The organism is Paracoccus shandongensis, assembly GCF_017315735.1.
Taxonomy (GTDB): domain Bacteria; phylum Pseudomonadota; class Alphaproteobacteria; order Rhodobacterales; family Rhodobacteraceae; genus Paracoccus; species Paracoccus shandongensis.
The window spans coordinates 1-18,917 of sequence record NZ_JAFLRK010000001.1; the positions used below are offsets into that span (position 1 = coordinate 1).

Consider the following 18,917-nt stretch of genomic DNA (forward strand, 5'->3'; position numbering starts at 1 on the left):
AGATGACGCCGATGCGCTGCCCGGCAGATGGCTGGATGAGTGGTTGCATGGGGCAGCTCCTGTTGGGCATTGCACGCCGGTCGCGCGTCAGCCTGGCAACGTGACAACATGGCTGCAGCACATGTCCGTCCCCGTGACGCGTCGCGTATGAATAAGGGCCTTTGGTGGGCGCCAGCATCATAATGCGCGCGACCGTGATACACCCCGGCCTCGCCCTGACGCTATTCTGCCGCATCACTGACGCCAAGCAGCAATCGTAAACTCGGCTGATCGCTTTCGTAGAAACATCCTTGCAAATCTTCCACGCCATGGAGTATTTGCAAGGTTATGTACAATCGTCATGCTTTCGCATCTGTCATTTCTGCCCTTGACGAGCAAGCCGCTGTGATCTTGCTGGGGCCCCGGCAGATTGGAAAAACGACCTTGGCATTGGATATTGCCGGACAGCGTCGCTCTGTCTATCTCGATCTGGAGCGGGAGGCAGATCGGCGGATCCTTGTCGAGCCTGACCTTTATCTGGACGAACTGGCTGGAAGTCTGGTGATCCTTGATGAAGTCCAGCAGATGCCGGACCTGTTCAGGAACCTGCGCGGCCAGATCGACATGCGGCGTCGCAAGGGGTATCGCACGGGGCAGTTCCTGTTGCTGGGATCGGCATCCAACGTGCTCTTGAACCAGTCGGCAGAGTCCCTGGCAGGCAGGGTCCGCTATATCGAGATGCCGCCCCTTCTGTTGGACGAGGTGGGCGAAAACCGCCTGAATGACCTTTGGCTGCGGGGGGGATTTCCAGACAGCTTCCAGGCCGCCAATGACCGTGCCAGCCTGGCCTGGCGAGAGGACTTTCTTCGCACCTATCTCGAGCGGGATATTCCCGCCCTGGGACCGCGCATTCCTGCGGCGACGCTGCGACGGTTCTGGACCATGCTTGCGCATAGCCAGGGTGGGCTTCTGAACGCCTCGGCCTTGGCCGAAGGACTGGGCATATCGGGCCAGACGGTCGGGCGCTATCTTGATCTTCTGGTTGATCTGATGCTGGTTCGCCGCCTGACGCCCTGGCACGAGAATGTCGGCAAGCGCCTGGTCAAGTCCCCCAAGATCTATGTCCGGGATAGCGGCCTGGTTCACGCGCTTCTTGGCCTTGGCTCTCTCGAGGCACTCCTGGGCCATCCCGTCGTTGGTGGCAGCTGGGAAGGGTTCTGCATCGAGACGCTGATCGCCGCTGCGCCTTCCGGGACAGAGGCCTTCTTTTATCGGACCTCGGCCGGGGCAGAACTCGACCTGGTCCTTCGGCTGCCGGATGGCAGTACCTGGGCGATCGAGATCAAGCGCACCACGTCACCCAAGGTATCCCGCGGCTTTCATCTTGCGATTGAGGATATCGGCGCTGATCGAAAGCTGTTGGTCTATGCCGGAGACCGTCAGGTGCCGGTCGCAGACGGGCTGCGGGCAATGCCGATTGGTCGCGCCCTTGCGGCCTTGCGGGAGGCCTGACCGCGAGCAGCGCGGAAATTGCCAATTGGCAATTTTCAGTTTCCAGCCCTGCCGGAAAGGTAATCGTCCAGGGCCGAGCGCAGTTCGGCTTCGCCGATGCTGGCCGGAAATTCGAAACGGATCCTGTTTCCGCGCTTCTGGACGGTGATGCCGGATGGCTTGCCAGCTTTGGGGGTCGAACCATAAACGGCGGCTTTCAGGCGCGACAGAACCTTCGGAACGGCAACATAGCCCCCCTGCCCTGCGCGGGCCTTGCCCTGTTCGGCCGCAATCCTTTCGGCTTCGGCCAGAACCTTGTCCTCACCGTCCTGAAGCATCGCGCGTATCTGCCGGGCGTGCAGTTCCCGGATTTCGGTGACGCGGGGCCAGGCGTCGATAATGGCCTTTGGCAGCCGCGCAAGATGCAGATAGCGCGACAACCAAGCCTCGGACACCTCGAGGCGCGCGGCCATGGTCTTCTGCTTTCCCCCATAATAGGCGCCAAGCGCCTGAAGGTAGTCACAGGCCCGCTCATAGTCACTGAGATCGGCGCGATCGCGGTTTTCGATATCGGCAAGGCGAAACGCTTCTTCGTCGGTCAGGTCACGGACTTCGATCAGATAGCGGAACTGGGGATAGTTGTTGGCCCGCAACCAAGTGACGGCGAAATGCCGGCGGGCCCCGCAGATGACCTCGTATTCCGCGCCCTGCCCCGCCGGCAGCTTGCGGACAATGGCCGGAAATTCCTGCTGGCCCTGCGACTTGAGGCTGTCGATCAGGTCGCGGCAGTTTTCCTCGGTCAGCAGGTCATAGGCGCGGTTGTGGCGGGACCACATCACGCAGCTTGCGGGATCGACCCATCTCAGCACCTTCTCCTCGCGCTCGCCGCTTTCTGACAACTCATTGGTCCGTTTCAGGAACCTTGCCCCTCCCCGGTCGGGGGTTGCGGGCGCAGGCAGATCCTTCAGGACATCGTCGAAGATCGCATTGTGCCGCTTGCTCACAACAAGCCCTCCTTGCGCAACTGACGGTGATGGCTTGGCCAGGTCTTTCGGATCAGAAGCTCGACCTCGCGTCCGACCGCGTCAAGATAGGCCCGGCATCGCTTGTGTGTCTCGGTCCGGGTCGCGGGGCCGGTCAGTTCATAGACCGTCATCAGATTGGCCGTCGCATTGTCGATCTCGGCGGAATCCTTCAACGAGACGTTCAGCATGTCCTGCGGAAACACCGCATCCATCATGCGCTTGATGGCCTGGTGCGCCGACTTCTGGTCGTTCATCTTCGAGGTCAGGATCTTCACGAAGCTGTATTCCCGCGCCCCGCCATGCCGCGCCAGCTCTGCCAGGGTCGCTTCCATCATCTTCAGGAAATGCGCGGTCGAGGCAAAGTCGATATTGTTGGGCGGCGCCGGGATCAGCAAGGCATTGGCGGCGCGCAAGACCGACAGCGACAGCATCCCAAGCGCGGGCGGCGGATCCATCAAGATGATGTCGAACTGGTCCGCGATCGAGGCGACACCGTCGCGCAGCCGGTCAAGGATGAAGGCCGGGTCGCGGGCCATCCGGGCGGCAAATTCGTATTCCGCATCATAAAGCCCCAGGTTCGCGGGAATCAGGGCGATGCCGGGCCAATAGGTCGCGCGCAGGGCATAATGCAGCGACTTTGGCCCGCCATGCTGCAGGAAAGGATAAAGGGTGTCTTCTTCCTCATCCACATCGACATCGGGGTTCAGGCCGAAGACGGCAGTGGTCGATGCCTGCGAATCGCAATCCATGACGCAGATACGGTAACCGCGCAGCGCGAAATACTGGGCGAGATGAACCACCAGTGTCGTCTTGCCGACCCCACCCTTGAAATTCTGCACCGCCATGATCAGTCCAGTTGTCCCGCCTCAGAGAGGCGCTCCAGAAGAACGCGATGAAGCCTGGTCCAGACGCTGACTGCCTGCCAATCGCGCAGCCTACGCCAGCAGGTCATGCCTGAGCAGCCAAACTCACGCGGCAGCATCTCCCAGGAATGCCAGACCGCAGAACGAAAATGATGCCGGCCAAGGCTGGCCGGTCATCGCATCGAGGGCAGCCGCCCTTCGGCTTCGGTCGCTCCTCTGGCAGAAGCGGCGTAATGGCCTCTCCCAGATGATCGGATACAAGGGGCTTGCTCATGGCCCCTTAACGCATGAACAGCAGTTTTGTTAGGCGCTCTTAGAGATAGATTGCACTGTCTTGGTGCCCCAAAAGCCAGCACGTGGATTGAGCAGGGGCCTTACCGACCATCCTTCCCTTGTCATTCTCTACAATCAAAGACGCTTCTGCACTTCTATCCGCAAGCATTCATAAAAATGCGGTTTACCAGAAGATCTCTTGAAGCAATGCCTTTGACCGGAAAAGAAGCCACTTCTGCCACAGCAACACGCAAGAGGATCCTCGAACCGAGAGGCCTGAAGCCTGCAGCAGCGCAAGGAAATGCTACACCCTTGCCAACCCTGACGTGGAAAAGGACTGCATTATAAGGTTCGTCAAACGACCGTTTACTCCCATCTCCTGCGTCTGTATAAACCCCCATCCGCCCCCCTCCCGGAGCCCTCCCCATGCCGCTGATCGGCTATGCCCGCGTCTCGACCCTCGAGCAGACCCTCGACCCGCAGCTGGCCGAGCTGCGTCAGGCGGGCTGCGCCCTGATCCACGAGGAGCACGCCTCGGGCGCCGACCGCACCCGCCCGGCGCTCGCGCGGCTTCTGGCCACCATCCGGCCCGGGGACACGCTGGTGGTGGTGCGCCTCGACCGGCTGGCGCGCTCGCTTTCGCATCTCTTGCAGGTGATCGAGACGCTGGAGGCGCGGGGGGCGCATTTCCGGTCCTTGGGCGATCCCATCGACACGGCCACGCCGCAGGGCCGCTTCTCGCTGCAGGTGATGGGGGCCGTGGCGGAGCTGGAACGCGCGCTGATCCGCGAGCGGACCAAGGCAGGCCTGCGCTCGGCGCGTGCCCAGGGGCGGGTGGGCGGCAATCCGGCGCTGCGGGCGGGCGACCGCGAGGCGATCCGCAAGCTGCGCCTGGCGCGCGACGAGGGCTACTTCCGCAAGCTCGAGGCTGGGGCCGAGGGCTGGCTGCCCCTGGTGCGCCGCCACCGCCCGGCGATGGCCTGGGACGACCTGGCGCGCCTTGTCAGCGCCCGGACGGGCCAGCCCTGGTCGGTGGAGCGGCTGAAGCGCGCCGCGCGGCGCTATGTGCGCGACGGGCTGTTGCCCGAGACCGTGCTGGAACGCGCCCCGCGCCGCGAGGCGGGCGAGCGGCTGCTGGCGATCGTGGCGGGGATGCGGCACGCCGATCCCGACCTGACGCTGGCGGGCATCGCGAGCCGGCTGGAGCAGATGCGCGAGCGCACGCCGCGCGGCAACGGCAAGTGGTTTCCGTCCACCGTGCGCCTGCTGCTGCAACGGGCCGAGAAACGGGGCATGATCGGCGGGGCGGGCGGGGCGTAGGGGCAGGCCTGCGGCTGGCTTGCGTCCGGCAAGGCCGCAGAGGAGGGAGGAGACGGGCGCTCCCTGCCCTCGCCCTTACCCCTGGTTTCGCGGCGAAACCCTATCGCTCCAGCAGCGCCTGAATCTCGACCATCAGGCTGTCCATCAGCTCGCTGTCCAGCGCCCGGCCCTCCAGCCGCAGGACATGGGCATTGCCGTCGCGGGCGCGGCGGATGGTGATGCCGCTGGCGGTCCGGATCGTCAGGTCGTCGATCCAGCCCTGCTGCACGGGCTGCTTGCTGCGCGGACGACCGCCGCGGGGCGGGCTGCGGGGGGCGCCTTCCAGCTGTGTCAGGACAGGCTCCAGCAGTTGCCATTCCTCCTCGGCTCCGTCCGGTGCGCCGCCGGACAGGGCCTTGCGCAGCTGCGCCTCGGCCCCGTCCCGCAGGGCGGCCGACAGGCGCAACCCGCGCTTTTCGGTCAGGGCCTCGGGAAAGCGCAGCATGTCGCCCAGTTCCTCGAAGATCAGGGCGAAGGACCGGACCTTGGACCGCTTGGCCTTGGACCCCGTGGCGAACAGGCGGTTCACCGCATCCTCGACATTGGCGAAGGCGCCCTGGTTGGCGGCGATCACGGCAATGCGGCCGCGCTCGAAATGGCTGAGTTCCTCGCGGACCTCGTTCTCCTCGACCATGGCGACAAAGGCGGTATCGGCCTGGGTGCGGGGGCGGACCAGGGCGCGGATGCGGTCGTATTTCGCGTCCCGCGTCAGGTCGCGCAGGGCGCGCACCGCGTGAAGGCGGCGATAGCCGGACAAAAGGCCATAGCGCGGCCCCTGCCCGCTTGCGCCGCCCAGTTCGAAGACCTCGATCGGCAGGCGCAGGCCGTTGGCGGCGATCGACAGGCGCAGTTCCTGCATCTCGTCCTCGCTCATCACCATGCGGTCGCGGATCATCGCGCCTTCGTCGATGCGGTCCACGGGCAGTTCCAGGATCAGAAGCCCCTGCCCTTCCGCCTGGCGCAGCCGTTCGGCATCGGCCTGGTCGCGCAGCCGCGCGGCGCGTGCCTCGGCATCGCCTGCCGTCGCCAGCGACGCGCTCTCGGCGGCGACCTGCGCGATGGGCGCCATCCCTGGACCCAGCGACGGTCGCCCCAGAGTTTCGCGGCGAAACTGTTCCTCGATCCGGGTCAGGTCGTCACTGCTGGGGGTTTCCAGCCGCCTGCGCTTAACCATGGGCCTTCTCCACTCCCGCCTGTTCGGCCTGTTCCATCTGCAGGTCGCGCCACCAGGTGCCCAGGATCAGCTCCTTCACCTCGGCCCAGGTGCGGTCGAAGGTCTCCCGCCCCCGGACATAGGTGTCGCGGTTGAATTCGCGGTAATCGGCCTCGTAGATACCGTTCACCTGTTCCCCGGCCTGGCCTACCATGGCGGTTACCTCTTGCCGGAAGGTGGTCATGAAATCGCCGAAATAGGCCTGGATGACATTGGCAAGATCCGTCTGCTGGGCGGCGTCGAACCGGGTGATGATGGCGCGCACGGCGTCCCATTCGAACTTCATCTCGGGCAGTCCCTCGCGGCGGCGGGCGGCATTCTCGCCTTCCTCGACGCTGGCGAAGGTCGAATAGAGCATGTCGAAGAATCGCCCCGTCGAATCGAATTCCAGGAAGGACGCGCCCAGCGGCACCAGCAGGATGTCGGCCGCCGCCAGGGCGTTGATCGTCAGATAGCCAAGCGCGGGCGGCGTATCCAGGATGATGATGTCGTAATCGTCAACGATGCGGTCATTGGCAAGGGCGTTGCCAAGCGCATCCCACAAGGGCCAGCCACGCAGGCCCATGCGCCAGACAGGCACCTGGAATTCTGCCCAATAGAGGTTCAGCTGCGCGCCCAGCAGGTCGATGTTGGGCCAGTGGGTCGGCTGGATGATGTCGCGGGCGGTGACTGTCAGCGCCTCGGTCAGCGTCTCGTCGAAGGGCAGGGGGGGCTGGCCTGCGGCCTCGCGGACGCGGTTCTCCTCCTGCAGGGCCAGGGCATAGTCCTTGGCGATCAGCGGGAATGCCGTGGACCATTCGTCGGCCACCCGGCCGCCCATGATCGAGGTGAGGCTGCCCTGGCTGTCCAGGTCGATCACCAGCACCTTGTAGCCGTCGAGCGCCGCCGACATCGCCAGATGCGCTGCGGTCGAGGTCTTGCCGACGCCGCCCTTGAAGTTCGCGACCGCGATGGTCTTCGCGGGCAGGCCTTCGGGGCGCCAGGGGCGGTATTCGCGGCCCGCAGCCCCTTCCGCCGCGAAATGGTCGCGCAGGCGCAGCACGTCGTCCAGGCTGAACCATTTGGAATTGCCCTCGCCCGTGCCCTGGGGCAGGTCGGGGAACTTGCGCAGGACGCGGCGGAAATGGGCGGGGGCCACGGGGATCAGGTAGCGGCAGATTTCCCATGTGGAAAAGCGGCGCAGGCGTTTCTGGCCGTCGGGGGCATAGCCGCGTTCGGCCAGGTCCTGGCGGCCCCGGGCGGCGAAGGCGGCGGCCTTGGCGAATCGGGCGGTGTCGATCGGGTCGGACAACCGCTTCGCCGCCTTGGCCGGGTCGATGTTGAAATACGGGGGCAGGGGATCTTTACCTGATGACATGTTACACTCTCGGCGATGTGCTGCTTTGACGCGATGTTTCTGCAATCTCTTGCACATGATCCTGCCCAAGGGAATCGCGCAAGGGAGGTTTCGCGGCGAAATCCCCCTGAATGATCCCGAAAAGACATCATGATTTTAGGGATCTTTGATTCTTTAAGGATCTTTGCGGGTCTGTTTTCTTATACAGGATAAAGGCTTGCGGTCGTTTCGGCACCTGTTTCCGGGATGGATGGCACCCGTTCACGGGACGGGGGGCATCCGATTCCGGGACAGGGGGCGCCGATTCGCGGGAAAGGGGGTTTGGGGGTGCAAATAAAGCTAAATGGGTTCTGAAAGCCTCCCTCCACTACCCTTGCCATCCTGAAAACGGGTTCCTTTGGGCCGCCTGCGCCGCCAAGGGTATCCGTTTCCGGGACGTTGCACGGGCGAAACACGCAACGCCTTGGTGCCCGGGCGGTGGTTGCCCTTGGGTACCTGTTTGGGGCATGATCGCGAAAACGGGGCAGATGCGATGGACGACATTCCAAGGGACCAGCTGACCGGCGCGCTGCGGCGGGGCGCGGTCAAGAAGCACGTGGCGGCGATCCATGTATCGGGCAAGCTGACGCTGCTTCAGCGCAAGCTGTCGAACGTGCTGTTGCTCAATGCCTATGACACGCTGACCAGCAGCGCGCGCCACCAGATCGACGCGCGCACCCTGTGCCTGATGATCGGCTATAACTCCAACGACATGGACACGCTGAAGCAGTCCTTGCGCGGGTTGGCCGAGACGGTGGCCGAATGGGACATGCTGGACGAGAAGGGCCAGCAGGAATGGGGGGTCAGCAGCCTTCTGTCCTATGCCAAGCTGAAGGGGGGCGTCTGCGAATACGCCTATTCCCCGGCCCTGGCGGAAAAGTTGCACGATCCCAAGGTCTTCGCGCTGATCAACCTCAACATCCAGCGCCGCTTCACCAGCGGGCACGCCCTGGCGCTGTATGAAAACTGCTATCGCTTCGTGCGGACGGGCTCGACCGGCTGGTGGCCGCTCGATCTGTTCCGCCGCCTGATGGGGGTCGATGGATCGGCCTATTACGAGACCTTCAAGCACCTCAACGCCAAGATCATCAAGCCCGCCGTGGCCGAGGTGAACCGCACCAGCAACATCATCGTCGCGCCCGAGACGAAGAAGATGGGCCGTGCCGTCACCGATATCCGATTCCGCATCGCTGAGAACCCGCAGCTGGCGATCCTGGACATCGACGACGGGGAAGGGGCGCGGCATGGCCCGGTCTATGCCCGGCTGCGCGCGCTTGGCGTCAGCGACCGGCTGGCGCGCCAATGGCTGACCGCCCATGGCGAGGAGCAGGTTATGGCCAAGCTGGCCTATGTCGAGGCGAAGGAAGGCGTGCGCAGCCGCATCGGCTATCTCAGCGCGGCGCTGGACGGCGACGGCGGGGCAGGGGGCGCGCCCGCACTGCCGGCGCCTGCGCCCTCGCCCCGGGCGGAACGCCTGCGCCGGATCCTCGATGCGGTGAAGGCGCGCACCCCTACGCAGCGCGACGCCGACCGGCGGCTGTTCATGAGCCAGCTTCCCGACGCCCGGCTGCGCGACGATTTCGAGCGGCATGGCTGGATGTCGCCGCTCAACGCCACGCGCATCGCGCAGTTCTGGCGCGACATGGCCCCGGGGCTGTTCGAGGGGATCGACGGCTAGGCGTCGGCCGTAACGAAGGGGGGTGCCGGCCCGGCGGCGTGATGACCGGAGGAGGGAGGGTTTCGCTGCCGAACCGACGGCCGCCAACCCATCCGCCGCCCGGATGTTCCAGGCAAACGGGACCAGACTGTTGCCTCCCTGGAACATTGCGCCCGGCCCGCCGTTCCTGAGGCGGTCACCATCGCGGGGCATCGGCGGATGAACAAGGTTGGAAACGGAATGCGGGGGTCGACGGTGGTCGTCACCGGCGCCTCCAGCGGAATCGGCCAGGCCACGGCCGAGGCTTTCGCCCGGGCGGGCGCGCGGCTGGTCCTGGTGGCGCGCGACCAGGGCGCGCTTGACGCGGTCGCCGACACCTGCCGCGACCTGGGGGCCGGGACGCTGGCGCTGGCCGCCGACGTGACCGACGCCCTCGCCATGGCCGAGGTCGCCCGGCAGGCGACCGATTTCGGCGGCGGCATCGAGGTCTGGGTCAGCAACGTGGGCACCGGCGCGGTGGGCGCCTTTCACGAGGTTCCGATCAAGGCGCATGAGCAGGTGATCAAGGCCAACCTGATCGGCCACATGAACGACGCCCATGCCGTGCTGCCGATCTTCCTGCAGCAGGGGCACGGGGTTTTTGTCAACATGATCTCGCTTGGCGGGTTCGCGGCGGCGCCCTTTGCGGCGGCCTACAGCGCCAGCAAGTTCGGGCTGCGCGGATTTTCCGAGGCGCTGCGGGGCGAGCTGATCCACCACAAGGACATCCATGTCTGCGATGTCTATCCGTCCTTTGTCGATACGCCGGGCATCGCGCATGGGGCGAACTATACCGGCAAGGAACTGTCGGCCCCGCCGCCGGTGCTGGACGCGCGCCGCGTGGCCGATGCCATCCTCCGCCTGGCCCGGCACCCCAAGCCCACCACGATGATCGGCGCGCCCACCGCGCTGATCCGGCTGGGGCACGCCATCTCGCCCGGGCTGACGACGCGGGCAATTGCACTGTTCCTCGAAAGCTATTTCCGGCGCGCCCCCCGCGCGCCCATCGACAGCGGCACCCTGTTCCAGCCTCCGCGCCAGCCGGGCGGCATCGACGGCGGGCTGCGTTCGCCCGCGCAGCGGACAGGGGTGGCGGGCGTGGCGCTTGGCCTGGGGGCGCTGGCGGTCGTGGCGGTGGCGCTGCGGGGACGGCGCTGATGGCCGATGTCACCTATCCCCCGCTGGACGTGCCGAAGCCTGTTGCCGAGGATGTCTGGGTCGTGGACAGCGGTCCGATGAAGGCCATGGGCGTGATCCCGATCCCGGTGCGGTCCACCGTGATCCGCCTGTCCACCGGCGACACCATGGTTCATTCGCCGTCCCGCCTGACGCCCGACCTGTGCCGGCGGATCGAGGAGATCGGCCCGATCCGGCACCTGGTCGCGCCCAATATCGCCCATTGGACCTTTCTGAAGGACTGGCAGCGGGAACTGCCCGAGGCCGTGACCTGGGCCGCGCCCGGCCTGCGCGACCGCGCGCAGGTCAGGAAATCCGGCCTGCGCCTGGACCACGACCTGGGGTCCAACACCGCGCCGGGCTGGCCGCCGGACCTGGACCAGATCGTCGTGCCGGGCGCGGGCGGGTTCTGCGAGGTGGCGCTGCATCACCGGGCCAGCGGGACGCTGATCCTGGTCGATCTGGTCCAGAACTTCGAGGCCCGCAAGCTGCCCTTGCCCCTGCGCCCCCTTGCGGCGGCGGCGGGCGTGCTGGCGCCCGACGGCCGCGCGCCCGCCTATCTGCGCGCGGTCGTCAGGCTGGGCGGCAAGCCCGCGCGAGAGGCGGGGCGGCGGCTGGTCGAGACCCGGCCCGAGCGGGTGATCTTTGCCCATGGCCGCTGGTTCGACCGCGACGGGGCGGCAAGGCTGGAACGGTCCCTGCGCTGGCTGGCGGGCTGAGGGGCGCGGCGACCGCGCCCCTGCTTGCGTCAGCCCTGGCTCGTGCCCTTTTCCAGGTCGTCATACTGGCGCCGGGCCAGTTCGGATTCGATGGTGTCGCGGTCGCCTTCGGGCGGATCCTCTTGCAAGCGGTGGGCCGGGGCAAAGTCGCCGGTGCTGGCGCTGTCCCCCCCGCCCTGGCTGTCCCCGTTTTCCTCGCCGATCTCGGAACTGGCCTGCTGCCAGTGTTCGTCATGCCTGCCCTCGGGGCGGCCCTGTTCTTCCCAAAGCTGGTGGGCGCGCTGCCGGATCCGGTCTTCGCGTTCGGTGGTCATGTCGTCTCCTCCGATGGACATCCGGGCGCGCAACAATCGGCGGGGCGGAATGTTCCAGGCGCGCGCGCTCAGGGATCGGGCGCGGTCTGGCCGGGGGGCGGCGCTTGCAGGATCGCCTTGCGCAACTGCGCCATCAGGGCCTGCAACCGCGCGGGAATGGGGTGGGCGTCGCTGTCCATGCTGTTGTCAAGCTGTGCATCCATGCCGCGTGCGCCCTATTTCATGCCCCCGGATGGGCATGGTCGGCCGCTTCATGACGGCGAAAGGTTACCAATGGGTTAATGGGTCTGAAAAATCCCTAGAATTCGGGGGCCAGCATGTCGCGCAGGATGCGGCGGGCGCGGCTGACGCGGCTTTTGATCGTGCCGATGTCGCAATCCAGGATCCTGGCCGCGTTGACATAGCTTTCCCCCAGGACCGAGATCAGCACCAGCGCCTCGCGGTAATGGGCGGGCAGGCGGTCCAGGGCCTGCAGCATCTCCTTGTGGCGCAGGTGCCATTCCTGGCTGGGCTGGCTTTTGGGCAGGGCCGAAACGCAGTCGATCTGCCCGGTCGTCTCGCGCCCCGCGCGGCGGCAGTTGTTGTAGAAGCGGCTGCGCATGATGGTGAACAGCCAGGCGCGCAGGTTCGTGCCGGGCCGGTAGGTGTCGGCATATTCGATGGCCCGCAGCAGCGTTTCCTGCACCAGGTCGTCGGGATCCTGGGCGCCCCGGCACAGGCCCCGCGCAAAGGCCCGCAGCGCGGGCAGGTAATCCAGGATGTCGTCCGACATGCCCGGGGCGGGCACCGGCGGCGGGACGACCTGTCCCGGGCGGGTTCGCTGCGTCGCAAGGTCCAGGGAACCCAACTGATCGGCCATGCGATATCTCCTGTGCCTTTGCGTCAAGGGTCGGCTGGCGGCGGTCTGAACCCTGGCCCCGGGGCATTGTTCCCGCGGGAACGGAAAAAAACGACAAGTCTCGACAAGGCGTGGTTTTCAGAAGGCGGTTCCTGGCCTAGAAAGGTGGCAGGCACCCAAGGGATCTGTCAACCGCGCCGGTCGTGCCTGGGGCAGCAAAGACCATGACCGCCGACGACGACCCCCTTTCCGAACCCGATCCCGCCATAGCGGAGCTTTTGCGCGATGCCGCCAGCCAGCCGGTCCCGCCCCGGCTGAAGCTGCTGGCCGAGCAGTTGAAAAAGGCCCTGGAGGAGGCCCGCAAGCGCCGCGGCCACTGACGCCGGCCCGGGTTGATAAAGGTTGCCCCGGCCGTGCCGGGGGAACAATCGGGCGCTTGCACGGTTTGCATGTCGGACAGCCGACACCGGGCTTGCGGGCTGAAATCGCCCGCCGCCGCAGGCTGGTCTTTCATCCACAGCCGGAGCTTTCTCGATGTTCTATACCGACAACAAGCTGCAGTATCCCGTCCGGGTCGAGACCCCCGATCCGCTGTTTGCCCGTGCCCTTCAGCAAGCCATCGGCGGCGTCGAGGGAGAGATCCGCGTGGCCATGCAGTATTTCTTCCAGGCCTGCGGCGCGCGCGGCAACCCCAAGTTCCGCGACCTCCTGATGAACACCGCCGCCGAGGAGTTCGGCCATATCGAGATGCTGGCGACCGCCGTGGCCATGAACCTGGAAGGCGCGCCCCTGTCGATGAAAGAGGAAATGGTGGCGGGCGACCGCGCCATCGCCGCCGTGATGGGGGGCATGAACCTCAAGAACCTCCTCTCCTCGGGGCTGTCGGCCATGCCGGTGGACAGCGACGGCGTGCCCTTCGACATGTCCCACATCTATGCCAGCGGCAACATCGCCGCCGACATGACCGCCAATGTCGCCGCCGAGGCGACGGGCCGGACGCTGGCCGTGCGGCTTTACAACATGACGGATGACGCGGGCATGAAGGACATGCTGCAATACCTGATCGCGCGCGACACCATGCACCAGAACCAGTGGCTGGCCGCGCTTGAGGAACTGGGCGGCATGACCGGCGCCTTCCCGATCCCCAACAGCCATCCCCAGGCCGAGGAAAAGACCGAGTTTTCCTATGCCTATCTGGGATTTCAGGCTGACGGCAGCGCGCCGGTCCCGGGCCGCTGGGGCGAGGGGCCGTCCATCGACGGCAAGGGCACCTTCACCACGGGCAAGCTGCATCCGTCCGACCAGAAGCCCGACCTGGGGATGGCCAGGCCGAAAAGCGGCGCCCAGGCCGAACAGATCGCAGGCTGATCCCATGGCCCGCCGGGTTTGTCCGGCGGGCCGTTTCATCGGGGGAGGAGGACAATGGCACGCTTTGCCTGGATGCGCTGGACATTTCTTCTGGGCTTCGCGCTTGGCGGGTTCTTCGACGGCATCCTTTTGCACCAGATCCTGCAATGGCACCACCTGCTGAGCCTGGTGCCCGGCATGGCCGACCTGCGGGTGCAGATCCTGTGGGACGGCTATTTCCACGCGCTGATGTATGGCCTGGCCGCGCTGGCCTTGTGGGGCTTGTGGCGCGCGCGGGGGCAGGCGGTGGCGACGGGCGCGACCTTGGGGATGGTGCTGGCGGGCTTTGGCGCCTGGCATGTCATCGACGGGGTCTTGTCGCATTGGCTGCTGGGCATCCACCGGGTCAAGCTGGACAGCCCCGCGCCGCTGGCCTGGGATCTGGGCTGGATGGCGGCGTTCGGCCTGGTCCCGATCCTGATCGGCTGGCTGCTGCTGCGCCGCCCGGGGCAGGGCGGGCCACGGCCCGCGGCGCTTGTCCTGGTCCTGGGGCTGGTGGCGGCCCTTGGCGGGATCTGGGCCGCGCAGCCGCCCGAGGGCCAGCCCTTCACCACCATCGTCTTCGCCCCGGGCATTGATCCCGAGGATGCGCTGTCCCGCGCCGGTCTGGGGGATGCCCGGGTGGTCTGGATGGATCCCCTGTCGCAGGTGACGGTGGCGCAACTGGAAGGCCGCAGCCCTTGGAGGCTTTACCTGTCCGGCGCCCTGCTGGTCAGCGGCGCGGGCACGCCCCCCGGCTGCTTCAACTGGACACGCGTGTGAAGGAAACACCATGACCGGAGAAACCCCATGATCCCGCCCCGCCTGCACGCGACCCTTGATGCGGCATCGGCGGCGATGCTGGTGCTGCTGCCCCACGCGCTGCGCTGGCCCGCGCGCCTGTCGCGCCCGCTGGCGCTGGCGGGACTTGGCGTCGCCGCCTATTCGCTGGCCACCCGCTATCGCCGGGGGCCGGAGGGTGGCATTGACCTGGACCAGCACCGGATGCTGGACGCGGCCCAGGGGGCCGCCTGCCTGGCGGCGGGACTGCGAGAGGCCCGGCCCGGCCCGCGCGCCTTCCTGACCGGCTATGGCGGCTTTTCCTTGGCCGCCGCCGCCCTGACCAGCCCCGAGGGGCCGCAGGGCATTCCCCTGCCCGACAGCGCGGTGGCCACCGACATCGGCCCCGACCTGATGCGCCTGCGCTGCGGCATCGTGAACGTGGCCTTCATCGGCGCGCCCGGGGCGGGGGACCGCGACTGGTTCCTGGTCGATGCGGGGATCGCGGGATCTGCCCCCTTCATCCGGGCGGCGGCCCGGGCGCGGTATGGTGACGCGCGTCCCGCCGCGATCCTGATGACCCACGGCCATTTCGACCATGTGGGCGCGCTGGAACAGCTGGCCCGCGCATGGGACGCGCCCGTCCTGGCCCATCCCCGGGAACGCCCCTTCCTGGACGGCAGCCGGTCCTATCCCCCGCCCGCGCCCGAGGTCGGCGGCGGGTTGATGGCGGAACTGTCCCCCTTGTTCCCCCGCAGCCCGATCGACATCGCGGACAGGCTGGCGGATCTGCCGCCCGACGGAAGCATCCCGGGGCTGAAGGGCTGGCGCTGGATCCACACGCCGGGCCATGCGCCGGGCCATGTGTCCTTCTGGCACGAGGCGACGGGCCGGCTGATCGCGGGAGACGCGATCAGCGCCACGCAGCAAGAGTCGATCTCCAGCGCCGCCTTGCAGACGCCGAAGCTGCAAGGGCCGCCCGCCTATTTCACGACCGACTGGCTGGCGGCGGGGGAATCCGTGCGCAGGCTGGCCGCGCTGCGCCCGCGCGCGATGATCGCGGGCCACGGGCCTGCGCTGGCGGGGCCGGATTTCCAGGACGCGCTGGACCGGCTGGCGGGCGATTTCGGGGCGCTCGGCCTGCCGCGCGACAGCCGCTATGCCCCCCGCCTGCTGCCCGCATGAGCGCCGCGCCGCCCCGCCTGCCGGGACCCGACCACACGCTGCGCTTCCTGCGCCAGGGCTATCGCTTCATCGGGGATGGCTGCGACAGGCTGGGATCGGACTGGTTCCGCGCCCGGCTGATGCTGCGCCCGGTGATCTGCGGGCGGGGGGCGGATGCCGCGCGGCTGATCTATGACCCCGACCTGTTCACCCGCAGGGGGGCCATGCCGCCCACGGTCCTGCGGCTGTTGCAGGACAAGGGCAGCGTGCAGTTGCTGGACGGTGCCCCGCACCGTCACCGCAAGGCGCTGTTCACCGGGCTGCTGATGACGGACGGGGCCGAGCGGTCCTTCCTGGCGCTGTTCGAGAACGAATGGCGGCTGGCCCTGCGGGACTGGACCGCCCGGGGCCGCGTCACCCTGTTCGACGCGGTGAACCTTGTCCTGACGCTGGCGGTCTTTCGCTGGGCGGGGGTTCCGCTGGACGATCCGGCCCGGATGGCGGGCGACCTGTCCTCGGCGGTCGAGAACAGCGGCCGCATCGGCCCGCGCATGTGGCTGGCGCTCGCGCGCCGCAACCGGGTCGAGCGGCGGATCCGCCGCATCATCGACCGCGCGCGGACGACGGGCGCGGCGGGCGACACGGCCTTGCACCGCATCGCGGGTTTCCGCGACGCGGACGGCGCCCCGCTGTCCCCGAACCAGGCCACGGTCGAACTGATCAACATCCTGCGCCCCACCGTGGCCATCGGGCGTTACCTTGTCTTTGCCGCGCTGGCCCTGCACCGGCATCCCGCCTGGCGGGACGCGCTGCGCGGCGCATCCCCCGACGCCTACGCACGCTTCGCCGAGGAAGTGCGGCGCTTTTATCCCTTCTTCCCGGCCATCGGCGGCATCGCCCGGCGGGATTTCCGCCACGGCGGGCTGGCGGTGTCGAAGGGCGACTGGATGATGGTCGATCTGTTCGGCATCTGCCACGATCCCCGGCTGTTTCCCGCGCCCGGGGATTTCGACGCGGGCCGCGCGCTGTCCTGGCGGGATTTCGGCTTCGATTTCGTGCCGCAGGGCGCGGGTGATCCGCATGGCGGCCACCGCTGCCCGGGCGAGCGCCTGACCGTCGCCGCCATCGCCCGCGCCACCCGGCTGCTGGTCGAGGCGATGGACTATACCGTCCCGCCGCAGGATCTGACGGTCCGGCTGTCGCGCATCCCGGCGCTGCCGGAAAGCGGGATGGTGATCGCGGAGATCCGGGAAAGGGGCTGAGGTCTGGCGATGCGCGAAGGACGGGGCGCGGCGTGGGGCAGGGGTGGACGCCGCCGCGCTAAAGGCTGTCGGCCAGACAGCGGTCCTCTTGCACGCGCATCAGGTTGTGGACGCGGGTTGCCGCGATCTCTCCCTGGGCCATGGCGATGGCGATCTGGTTGAGGCCCGTCACCACGTCCCCCGCCGCGAAGACCCCGGGCACGGATGTTTCCTGATGCGCGTCGGTGGTGATGCGGCCGTCCTCGGCCAGGTTCAGGCCAAGGCTTCGGGCCAGGCTGTTCTGCGGGTCGATGCCCAGGCCGGAATAAACCGCGCGGAAGCGGGCCGGGTTGCCGCCAAGCCTGACCCCCACGCCGCCCTCGCCGAAGTCCCAGTCGGTGGCGTGATCCGTGACGATCCGCACGCCGGCCTTTTCCAGCTTTTCCATGACTGGCGGCGCGACGGCCAGGTCGTCACCCAGCGTCAGCATGGCGATGTCGGGCGTGTAGTGGCGCAGGAACAGCGCCTCGCCCGCCGCGCAGTCGCCCGCGCCGATCACGGCCACGGGCTGGCCGGTCAGCTCATAGGCGTCGCAGATCGGGCATTGGCGCAGCAGGCCCTCGCGGATGTGGTCCAGCGCGTTGTCCAGGGGCGGCAGGCGGTCGCGCGATCCGGTGGACAGGATCACATGCCCTGCGGCAAGGGGCTGGCCCGCCGTGATCCGGAAGCCGCCGCCGGGAAGGGGGGCGATGTCGGTGGCCTTTTCGTGCAGCACGGTCACGCCGAAGCGGTCCATCTGCTGGCGCATCCGGTCCAGCAGGTCGTTGCCGTGGATCCCGTCGGGATAGCCCGGATGGTTGTGCGACCGCGGGATCAGCGAGGCGCGGCTTTTCCCCGCGTCGATCAGCACCACCCGCCGGCGGAAGCGCGCCAGATAGATCGCCGCCGTCATGCCCGCCGGGCCGCCCCCGACGATGGCGCAGTCAAAGGCCCCGGTCGTCATGGACGTCCCCCCGGCGCAGGACCGGGGGCCGGAACAGGGCCTCGTCGGCGCGGTCGATCAGGGCGAAGCGGTCGGCCAGCGGATGGTCGAAGCGGATCGGGTTCACCCGCTTGTGCCAGGTCATCCGCAGCCGCGCCAGCACGGTGCCGAGGATCCGGCGCGCGTGATCGTCCCCGCCCATGTCCAGCGCCTCGGCCAGCCTTTCGGCGGTCAGTTGCGGATCGGCGCGCAGCGCATCGGCGATGGCGAAGACGGTGATGTCCCATTCCAGATAGGTCGCACCGATCTGCGCCTCGTCGCCGCCGCCGATGCCAAGGCCGTCGGTGGGCTTGGCGCGCCAGGTCTTTTCCGGCACGCCGACCTCTCGGGCCAGCCAGGGGATTTCCCAGGACTTGATCAGGCCCTGCACCGGCGCCAGGTCGCCCACGTCGCCATGCAGCGTCCAGAAGCCCGCGCCCAGTTCGGAAAAGTTGTCGGTGCTGGCGACGATGCCGCCAAAGCGGTGCGCCTGGTCGTAAAGCGTGATCATCCGCAGCCGGGCGCGCAGGTTGCCCCGCCGCGTCCGGGCGGGCGTGTCGTCCGACCCGGGCATCGCCTCATCGACGCGGCCCAGGGCGGCCACCATCGCCTCGTATTCGGGGGACAGATCCAGGTGCAGATGTTCCAGCCCCAGGGCCTCGCAGGCCTCGACCCCGCGCTCGGTCTCGACGGGATCCTGGCGGATGGGCAGGGTGAAGCCGATCACGCGCCAGCCCGCCCGCTTGAACAGCGCCGCCGTCAGCGCGGAATCGACGCCCCCCGACATGCCCAGGACGGCGGTGCCGACCCCGGCCTGGGTGCGGTAATCGGCCAACTGCCCGGTGATCCGGTCCCGCACCTGGGCCAACCGGCCTTCGCCAAGGAAAAGGCCCGCGTCGATCTGCGCCTTCAGCCGGGCGTCGAACCAGGGGGACAACTCCCCGGCCGCCGCCTGGCGCGACAAGGCCAGGATCTCGGAATACGGCATCGGATCCCCCCTGGCC

The 18,917-nt window shown here is 67.6% G+C and carries 19 protein-coding genes and 1 pseudogene; 10 read left to right on the forward strand and 10 right to left on the reverse strand.

The annotated features are described in order from the left end of the window. Positions 1-327 precede the first annotated feature (327 nt). Positions 328-1,491, forward strand: coding sequence for an ATP-binding protein (locus tag JX613_RS00005; RefSeq protein WP_207099410.1), 1,164 nt, complete (start codon positions 328-330; stop codon positions 1,489-1,491). A gap of 35 nt (positions 1,492-1,526) precedes the next feature. Here the strand turns inward: JX613_RS00005 and JX613_RS00010 are convergent, their stop codons facing one another. The 3 genes and pseudogenes from JX613_RS00010 to JX613_RS19700 form a co-directional block, all read right to left on the reverse strand. Continuing rightward, positions 1,527-2,474: a ParB/RepB/Spo0J family partition protein gene (locus JX613_RS00010; RefSeq protein ID WP_207099411.1), complete on the reverse strand. Its 948-nt coding sequence runs from the start codon at positions 2,472-2,474 to the stop codon at positions 1,527-1,529. Then, complete coding sequence (locus tag JX613_RS00015; protein ID WP_237168256.1) at positions 2,471-3,340, reverse strand: AAA family ATPase; 870 nt, start codon at positions 3,338-3,340, stop codon at positions 2,471-2,473. The genes JX613_RS00010 and JX613_RS00015 overlap by 4 nt, the downstream gene beginning before the upstream one ends. 5 nt (positions 3,341-3,345) lie before the next feature. Next, positions 3,346-3,632: pseudogene (locus JX613_RS19700) on the reverse strand (transposase); the annotation flags it as partial. A gap of 425 nt (positions 3,633-4,057) precedes the next feature. On the opposite strand from JX613_RS19700, the gene JX613_RS00020 reads away from it, so the two are divergent. Further along, a complete protein-coding gene (locus tag JX613_RS00020) occupies positions 4,058-4,951 on the forward strand; it encodes a recombinase family protein (protein WP_207099412.1) in 894 nt (297 codons plus the stop codon). Between the two features lie 100 nt (positions 4,952-5,051). On the opposite strand, the gene JX613_RS00025 is transcribed toward JX613_RS00020, so the two are convergent. Together JX613_RS00025 and JX613_RS00030 are read right to left on the reverse strand one after the other, a co-directional pair. Next, positions 5,052-6,164 carry a ParB/RepB/Spo0J family partition protein gene (locus tag JX613_RS00025; RefSeq protein WP_207099413.1) on the reverse strand — a complete coding sequence of 371 codons (1,113 nt, stop codon included), beginning with the start codon at positions 6,162-6,164 and terminating at the stop codon, positions 5,052-5,054. Beyond that, the gene (locus tag JX613_RS00030; RefSeq protein WP_207099414.1) at positions 6,157-7,560 is read right to left on the reverse strand and encodes an AAA family ATPase; all 1,404 of its coding nucleotides are present in this window, start codon (positions 7,558-7,560) and stop codon (positions 6,157-6,159) included. The genes JX613_RS00025 and JX613_RS00030 overlap by 8 nt, the downstream gene beginning before the upstream one ends. Before the next feature lie 511 nt (positions 7,561-8,071). On the opposite strand from JX613_RS00030, the gene JX613_RS00035 reads away from it, so the two are divergent. The 3 genes from JX613_RS00035 (at position 8,072) to JX613_RS00045 (ending at position 11,169) form a co-directional block, all read left to right on the forward strand. Further along, positions 8,072-9,256, forward strand: a complete 1,185-nt coding sequence (locus JX613_RS00035) for a replication initiation protein (protein ID WP_207099415.1) — start codon at positions 8,072-8,074, stop codon at positions 9,254-9,256. A gap of 219 nt (positions 9,257-9,475) precedes the next feature. After that, entirely contained in the window at positions 9,476-10,432 is a 957-nt protein-coding gene (locus tag JX613_RS00040; protein WP_207099416.1) for an SDR family oxidoreductase, read from the forward strand. After that, positions 10,432-11,169 (forward strand): DUF4336 domain-containing protein, encoded by a 738-nt coding sequence (locus JX613_RS00045; protein WP_207099417.1) that lies wholly within the window; start codon positions 10,432-10,434, stop codon positions 11,167-11,169. Before JX613_RS00040 ends, JX613_RS00045 begins: the two co-directional genes overlap by 1 nt. A gap of 29 nt (positions 11,170-11,198) precedes the next feature. Here JX613_RS00045 and JX613_RS00050 read toward each other — a convergent pair whose 3' ends face one another. From JX613_RS00050 to JX613_RS00055, 3 genes are all read right to left on the reverse strand, one after another. Further along, the gene (locus JX613_RS00050; RefSeq protein ID WP_207099418.1) at positions 11,199-11,483 is read right to left on the reverse strand and encodes a DUF2934 domain-containing protein; all 285 of its coding nucleotides are present in this window, start codon (positions 11,481-11,483) and stop codon (positions 11,199-11,201) included. Positions 11,484-11,551: 68 nt separating this feature from the next. Beyond that, complete coding sequence (locus JX613_RS20110; protein ID WP_272874492.1) at positions 11,552-11,686, reverse strand: hypothetical protein; 135 nt, start codon at positions 11,684-11,686, stop codon at positions 11,552-11,554. A gap of 95 nt (positions 11,687-11,781) precedes the next feature. Next, positions 11,782-12,255 (reverse strand): sigma-70 family RNA polymerase sigma factor, encoded by a 474-nt coding sequence (locus JX613_RS00055; protein ID WP_207099833.1) that lies wholly within the window; start codon positions 12,253-12,255, stop codon positions 11,782-11,784. A gap of 290 nt (positions 12,256-12,545) precedes the next feature. Between JX613_RS00055 and JX613_RS00060 the strand changes: the two genes are divergently transcribed. From JX613_RS00060 to JX613_RS00080, 5 genes are all read left to right on the forward strand, one after another. Beyond that, the gene (locus JX613_RS00060; RefSeq protein WP_207099419.1) at positions 12,546-12,701 is read left to right on the forward strand and encodes a hypothetical protein; all 156 of its coding nucleotides are present in this window, start codon (positions 12,546-12,548) and stop codon (positions 12,699-12,701) included. Between the two features lie 154 nt (positions 12,702-12,855). Continuing rightward, positions 12,856-13,689, forward strand: a complete 834-nt coding sequence (locus tag JX613_RS00065) for a manganese catalase family protein (RefSeq protein ID WP_207099420.1) — start codon at positions 12,856-12,858, stop codon at positions 13,687-13,689. A gap of 54 nt (positions 13,690-13,743) precedes the next feature. Then, positions 13,744-14,490 carry a DUF2243 domain-containing protein gene (locus JX613_RS20115; protein WP_207099421.1) on the forward strand — a complete coding sequence of 249 codons (747 nt, stop codon included), beginning with the start codon at positions 13,744-13,746 and terminating at the stop codon, positions 14,488-14,490. A 27-nt stretch (positions 14,491-14,517) separates the two neighbouring features. After that, positions 14,518-15,672, forward strand: a complete 1,155-nt coding sequence (locus JX613_RS00075; protein WP_207099422.1) for an MBL fold metallo-hydrolase — start codon at positions 14,518-14,520, stop codon at positions 15,670-15,672. Then, complete coding sequence (locus tag JX613_RS00080) at positions 15,669-16,913, forward strand: cytochrome P450 (protein ID WP_207099423.1); 1,245 nt, start codon at positions 15,669-15,671, stop codon at positions 16,911-16,913. The genes JX613_RS00075 and JX613_RS00080 overlap by 4 nt, the downstream gene beginning before the upstream one ends. Positions 16,914-16,971: 58 nt before the next feature. Here the strand turns inward: JX613_RS00080 and JX613_RS00085 are convergent, their stop codons facing one another. Beyond that, positions 16,972-17,895, reverse strand: coding sequence for an NAD(P)/FAD-dependent oxidoreductase (locus JX613_RS00085; RefSeq protein ID WP_207099424.1), 924 nt, complete (start codon positions 17,893-17,895; stop codon positions 16,972-16,974). Then, positions 17,876-18,901: an NAD(+) synthase gene (gene nadE, locus JX613_RS00090; protein ID WP_207099425.1), complete on the reverse strand. Its 1,026-nt coding sequence runs from the start codon at positions 18,899-18,901 to the stop codon at positions 17,876-17,878. The genes JX613_RS00085 and nadE overlap by 20 nt, the downstream gene beginning before the upstream one ends. Between the last annotated feature and the right edge of the window lie 16 nt (positions 18,902-18,917).

What these genes read in the sequence shown, in the direction of transcription:
- JX613_RS00050 (WP_207099418.1), bottom strand. Translation starts at nt 11,483, where the DNA reads ATGACCACCGAACGCGAAGACCGGATCCGGCAGCGCGCCCACCAGCTT.
- JX613_RS00015 (WP_237168256.1), bottom strand. Translation starts at nt 3,340, where the DNA reads ATGGCGGTGCAGAATTTCAAGGGTGGGGTCGGCAAGACGACACTGGTG.
- JX613_RS20110 (WP_272874492.1), bottom strand. Translation starts at nt 11,686, where the DNA reads ATGGATGCACAGCTTGACAACAGCATGGACAGCGACGCCCACCCCATT.
- JX613_RS00045 (WP_207099417.1), top strand. Translation starts at nt 10,432, where the DNA reads ATGGCCGATGTCACCTATCCCCCGCTGGACGTGCCGAAGCCTGTTGCC.
- JX613_RS20115 (WP_207099421.1), top strand. Translation starts at nt 13,744, where the DNA reads ATGGCACGCTTTGCCTGGATGCGCTGGACATTTCTTCTGGGCTTCGCG.
- JX613_RS00080 (WP_207099423.1), top strand. Translation starts at nt 15,669, where the DNA reads ATGAGCGCCGCGCCGCCCCGCCTGCCGGGACCCGACCACACGCTGCGC.
- JX613_RS00040 (WP_207099416.1), top strand. Translation starts at nt 9,476, where the DNA reads ATGCGGGGGTCGACGGTGGTCGTCACCGGCGCCTCCAGCGGAATCGGC.
- JX613_RS00035 (WP_207099415.1), top strand. Translation starts at nt 8,072, where the DNA reads ATGGACGACATTCCAAGGGACCAGCTGACCGGCGCGCTGCGGCGGGGC.
- JX613_RS00030 (WP_207099414.1), bottom strand. Translation starts at nt 7,560, where the DNA reads ATGTCATCAGGTAAAGATCCCCTGCCCCCGTATTTCAACATCGACCCG.
- JX613_RS00065 (WP_207099420.1), top strand. Translation starts at nt 12,856, where the DNA reads ATGTTCTATACCGACAACAAGCTGCAGTATCCCGTCCGGGTCGAGACC.
- JX613_RS00005 (WP_207099410.1), top strand. Translation starts at nt 328, where the DNA reads ATGTACAATCGTCATGCTTTCGCATCTGTCATTTCTGCCCTTGACGAG.
- JX613_RS00085 (WP_207099424.1), bottom strand. Translation starts at nt 17,895, where the DNA reads ATGACGACCGGGGCCTTTGACTGCGCCATCGTCGGGGGCGGCCCGGCG.
- JX613_RS00055 (WP_207099833.1), bottom strand. Translation starts at nt 12,255, where the DNA reads ATGTCGGACGACATCCTGGATTACCTGCCCGCGCTGCGGGCCTTTGCG.
- JX613_RS00075 (WP_207099422.1), top strand. Translation starts at nt 14,518, where the DNA reads ATGATCCCGCCCCGCCTGCACGCGACCCTTGATGCGGCATCGGCGGCG.
- JX613_RS00060 (WP_207099419.1), top strand. Translation starts at nt 12,546, where the DNA reads ATGACCGCCGACGACGACCCCCTTTCCGAACCCGATCCCGCCATAGCG.
- JX613_RS00025 (WP_207099413.1), bottom strand. Translation starts at nt 6,164, where the DNA reads ATGGTTAAGCGCAGGCGGCTGGAAACCCCCAGCAGTGACGACCTGACC.
- JX613_RS00020 (WP_207099412.1), top strand. Translation starts at nt 4,058, where the DNA reads ATGCCGCTGATCGGCTATGCCCGCGTCTCGACCCTCGAGCAGACCCTC.
- nadE (WP_207099425.1), bottom strand. Translation starts at nt 18,901, where the DNA reads ATGCCGTATTCCGAGATCCTGGCCTTGTCGCGCCAGGCGGCGGCCGGG.